The sequence below is a fragment of the Stenotrophomonas sp. P5_A8 genome (assembly GCF_056400545.1).
In genome coordinates, this window is the sequence record NZ_JBFULB010000390.1 from 1 (window position 1) to 3,345 (window position 3,345).

Genomic DNA, 3,345 nt, shown 5'->3' on the forward strand with positions numbered 1-3,345 from the left:
GCCTTGGCCTGCTCCGGGGTCATCTTGGCGGTGCCCTTGTTGAAGGTGGTACCGATCGCGTCGAACAGCGCATCCAGGTCCAGATCGTCCTTCAGCGGCGCCAGCGACGGGCCAACGGCGTAGCTGCCCAGCATCAGGCCGACCTTTTCACGGTCCACCTTCGKCGCCGGGGTACCCGGGGCCACGCCCGGCACCGGCTGGCCACTTTTGGCGGCCATCGCCTGGCGCAGCGCGCCGTCGGTCTTCTGCGCTTCTTCCTGGCTGATCAGCGGCTGCTTGCCTTCGAAGGCATTGGTGATGGCGCGACGCAGTGCCACCAGATCGATCTCGCTGGAGATCGGGGCGAACGAGTTGGCCACATCGATGCCGATGGCGTAGCCGAGCTTTTCCCGTTGGGAGTTCAAAGCGGAGGTCTCCTTGACGGCCGCACGCGCGGCCGGTTGTTGCGACATCACGGTACCGGTGGCACCCATCGCCAGAATCAGAACCGACGCCGCGGCGCCGCGCATTCCCATCTTCATTCGCTGCTTTCCTGGAAGTGACTGGACGCCGACGTCGGCGCGAAAGCGATCATTGTCGCACGCACATGCGAGATGTCGAGGACGTCAGCGCTTTGCAGCCGTGACGGACAGCTCACGTTCGATCGCCGCGACCAGCGCCTTGTCGTCCGGCTTGACCTTGCTGGGGAACTGCCCGACTACCCGACCATCGCGCGACACCAGATATTTGTGGAAATTCCAGCCCGGCTCGACGCCGGTAGCGGCGGCCAGGCGCTGGTACAGCGGCGTAGCGTCCGGCCCGGTGACCTGCACCTTCTGGAACATCGGGAACTTGACCCCGTAGGTCAGCGTGCAGAATTCCTGGATCTGCGCCTCGCTACCCGGCTCCTGCCCCTTGAAGTCGTTGGACGGGAAGCCCAGCACCGAGAAACCGCGCGCCGCATACTTCTGCTGCAGCGCCTCGAGGCCCTCGTACTGCGGGGTGAAACCGCACTTGCTGGCCGTATTGACCACCAGCAGCACCTTGCCACCGTACTGCTTCTGCAGGTTGACGTCGGCCTTGCCTGCCAGCGGCCGATAGCTCAGGTCCAACAGGTCGGCGGCGTGGGCGCCGGCAGTGGCCAGCAGCCCGCCCAGCAGCAGCGTTGCGCCCCAGCGGCGGGCGCGACCAAGGCTGGCGCGGCGCGGGGATGGCACGGAACGGGTCTGGCGCATTGCAACACTCCACGAAAAGGGCGGACGAGGGGAAAACGTGCCTGACACGGCGGAGCAGAATGCCGTCAATGGGCCGTTTCCCACTATATCACCGGCACTTTTGCGCCTGGGCGAGCTTGCGCGCCACGCCGCGCGACAGCGCCGTGGCGGGGCCGCCTATGAGTAAAAGTGATGGTTTCGACAGGAGCAATTGACGACCTTGCCGACTTTGGCGGCGTTACTCGGCGCCTCCCCGGTCTCTCCGGCGTTCACCTGAATAGCCACATGGGCTGACCTACCATTGACCTGGCTGAATGAAGACGCACCCCTCCCCACCACAGACACCCCTTTGAATCCTTTTCCAATCAACAACTTGAGTGGACGCACCCGGCGTTGTCACACCCCTGCCATCAGTTGGGGACCACAACCTGTTGCGCTCCGGCGTGCCGGTGTTATAGTTGCATACAACACCAGTCACCTGATGCAGGGGAAGCCCATGAATCGCATGCGCCGCCACCAGTCCGCCAAAGCCGTCACCGCCGCCTCCGCGCTGCTGCTGCTCGGCTGGCTGGGTGCCCCTCCCAGCGAGGTCGGCACGACCGCCGCCTCCGGTGCGTTTGAAAGCCCGCAGGACGCAGGTGTCATCGAGGCAGGGACCGCCAACGGCGCCCCTACGCCTCCCCGCCGGCTGCACAGCTCCCTGTCCATGCCTTACTTCTCATTCGCACAGTCGCTGAACCCACGGAGCTGACCATGAGCGATATCCAATGGAGCGATGGCGCTCCGATCTACCGTCAGCTGAAGGAACGCGTGATCGCCATGATGCTTGACGGCATCATCAAGCCTGGCGACGCCCTGCCCTCGGTCCGGCAGGTTGCCGCCGAGTACCAGCTCAACCCCATCACCGTATCGCGCGCTTACCAGGAACTGGCTGACGAAGGCCTGGTCGAGAAGCGCCGCGGGCTGGGTATGTTCATGACCGAAGAAGCGGCCACGCAGCTGCGCAGCAGCGAGCGCGACCGGTTCCTCAATGAAGAATGGCCGCTGGTGCTGGAGCGCATCCAACGCCTGGGCCTGAACCTCGACGAATTGCTGCCCCAGGGGAAATCCTCATGAATGCTGTTGCAAGTGATGTCGTCATCTCCGCCCGCGGCCTGCGCAAGGCCTATAAACAGACCGTGGCGCTGGACAACACCAGCTTCACCATCGCCCCGGGCCGGATCACCGGCCTGATCGGCCCCAACGGCGCCGGCAAGACCACCCTGCTCAAGGCGCTGCTTGGCTTGACCACGGTGGAAGGCGAGCTGCAGGTGCTCGGGCTGGACCCGGCCGTGCAGCGCAACGCACTGATGAACGATGTGTGCTTCATCGCCGACGTGGCGGTGCTGCCGCGCTGGATGAAGGTGCGCGAGGCGATCGATTTCGTCGCCGGCGTGCATCCGCGCTTCGACCGTGCCCGTTGCGAACGCTTCCTGGCCTCGACCAAGCTGCAGCCCAGGCAGCGCGTGCGTGAACTGTCCAAGGGCATGATCGTGCAGCTGCACCTGGCACTGGTGATGGCCATCGACGCCAAGGTGCTGGTACTCGACGAGCCCACCCTCGGCCTGGACATCCTGTACCGCAAGGAGTTCTACCAGCGCCTGCTGGAAGATTACTTCGACGAGCAGAAGRCCATCATCGTCACCACCCACCAGGTGGAAGAGATCGAGCACATCCTCACCGATGTCATGTTCATCCGCGACGGTCGCATCGTGCTGACCACCGACATGGAAGACATCGGCGACCGCTACAGCGAAGTGCTGGTGTCGGCCGATGCACTGGAGGCGGCGCGCGCGTTGCAGCCGATCGATGAGCGCGCCCTGCCGTTCGGCAAGACCGTGCTGTTGTTCGACGGGGTGCCACGCGCCCAGCTCACGCCCCTGGGCGAGATCCGCAGCCCGGGGCTGGCGGACCTGTTCGTGGCCATCATGAAGGGAACCTACGCATGAACACCGTCCACCATCCCATCAGCAAGGCCAGTACCTTCAAGTGGATGCTCAAGCGCGAATACTGGGAGAACCGCGGCGGGTTCCTGTACGCGCCGTTGATTGCCGGTGCCATTTCGCTGGTGATGAGTCTTGTCGGCATCCTGTTCGGTCTGCTGGCCATGAAC

The 3,345-nt window shown here is 64.4% G+C and carries 5 protein-coding genes; 3 read left to right on the top strand and 2 right to left on the bottom strand.

Features of this window, described 5'->3' with window-relative positions:
- Nucleotides 1-521: FKBP-type peptidyl-prolyl cis-trans isomerase N-terminal domain-containing protein (locus AC1DQP_RS18455; protein ID WP_478052199.1), on the bottom strand; the 521-nt coding region annotated here is incomplete at its 3' end.
- Nucleotides 522-605: 84 nt separating this feature from the next.
- Entirely contained in the window at nt 606-1,214 is a 609-nt protein-coding gene (locus AC1DQP_RS18460) for a glutathione peroxidase (RefSeq protein ID WP_478052200.1), read from the bottom strand.
- A 475-nt stretch (nt 1,215-1,689) separates the two neighbouring features.
- Between AC1DQP_RS18460 and AC1DQP_RS18465 the strand changes: the two genes are divergently transcribed.
- The 3 genes from AC1DQP_RS18465 to AC1DQP_RS18475 are packed head-to-tail and all read left to right on the top strand — an operon-like array spanning nt 1,690 to nt 3,181.
- Nucleotides 1,690-1,944: a hypothetical protein gene (locus AC1DQP_RS18465; protein ID WP_457319869.1), complete on the top strand. Its 255-nt coding sequence runs from the start codon at nt 1,690-1,692 to the stop codon at nt 1,942-1,944.
- A 2-nt stretch (nt 1,945-1,946) separates the two neighbouring features.
- The gene (locus AC1DQP_RS18470) at nt 1,947-2,309 is read left to right on the top strand and encodes a GntR family transcriptional regulator (protein ID WP_019185943.1); all 363 of its coding nucleotides are present in this window, start codon (nt 1,947-1,949) and stop codon (nt 2,307-2,309) included.
- On the top strand, nt 2,306-3,181 hold the full coding sequence (locus AC1DQP_RS18475; RefSeq protein ID WP_478052201.1) for an ABC transporter ATP-binding protein: 876 nt from the start codon (nt 2,306-2,308) through the stop codon (nt 3,179-3,181). Before AC1DQP_RS18470 ends, AC1DQP_RS18475 begins: the two co-directional genes overlap by 4 nt.
- Nucleotides 3,182-3,345: the final 164 nt, after the last annotated feature.